Genomic DNA, 1,061 nt, shown 5'->3' with positions numbered 1-1,061 from the left:
TGCCTAAGGTTTCCTGAGGAAGGCTCGTCCGCTCAGGGTTAGTCAGGACCTAAGCCGAGGCCGACAGGCGTAGGCGATGGACAACAGGTTGATATTCCTGTACCACCTCTTTATCGTTTGAGCAATGGAGGGACGCAGAAGGATAGAAGAAGCGTGCGATTGGTTGTGCACGTCCAAGCAGTTAGGCTGATAAGTAGGCAAATCCGCTTATCGTGAAGGCTGAGCTGTGATGGGGAAGCTCCTTATGGAGCGAAGTCTTTGATTCCCCGCTGCCAAGAAAAGCTTCTAGCGAGATAAAAGGTGCCTGTACCGCAAACCGACACAGGTAGGCGAGGAGAGAATCCTAAGGTGTGCGAGAGAACTCTGGTTAAGGAACTCGGCAAAATGACCCCGTAACTTCGGGAGAAGGGGTGCTTTCTTAACGGAAAGCCGCAGTGAATAGGCCCAAGCGACTGTTTAGCAAAAACACAGGTCTCTGCGAAGCCGTAAGGCGAAGTATAGGGGCTGACACCTGCCCGGTGCTGGAAGGTTAAGGAGAGGGGTTAGCGTAAGCGAAGCTCTGAACTGAAGCCCCAGTAAACGGCGGCCGTAACTATAACGGTCCTAAGGTAGCGAAATTCCTTGTCGGGTAAGTTCCGACCCGCACGAAAGGTGTAACGATTTGGGCACTGTCTCAACCAGAGACTCGGTGAAATTATAGTACCTGTGAAGATGCAGGTTACCCGCGACAGGACGGAAAGACCCCGTGGAGCTTTACTGTAGCCTGATATTGAATTTTGGTACAGTTTGTACAGGATAGGCGGGAGCCATTGAAACCGGAGCGCTAGCTTCGGTGGAGGCGCTGGTGGGATACCGCCCTGACTGTATTGAAATTCTAACCTACGGGTCTTATCGACCCGGGAGACAGTGTCAGGTGGGCAGTTTGACTGGGGCGGTCGCCTCCTAAAGTGTAACGGAGGCGCCCAAAGGTTCCCTCAGAATGGTTGGAAATCATTCGTAGAGTGCAAAGGCATAAGGGAGCTTGACTGCGAGACCTACAAGTCGAGCAGGGACGAAAGTCG

At 52.8% G+C, this 1,061-nt stretch carries 1 rRNA gene; it reads left to right on the top strand.

What is annotated here, in order from left to right:
- Positions 1-1,061: ribosomal RNA gene (locus ACFCZ1_RS38575) — 23S ribosomal RNA — on the top strand; the annotation flags it as partial.

The sequence above is a fragment of the Streptomyces sp. NPDC056224 genome (genome assembly GCF_042267665.1).
Lineage (GTDB): Bacteria > Actinomycetota > Actinomycetes > Streptomycetales > Streptomycetaceae > Streptomyces.
The sequence above is the reverse complement of the archived record's forward strand: the minus strand, read 5'-3'. Positions and strand labels throughout refer to the sequence as shown.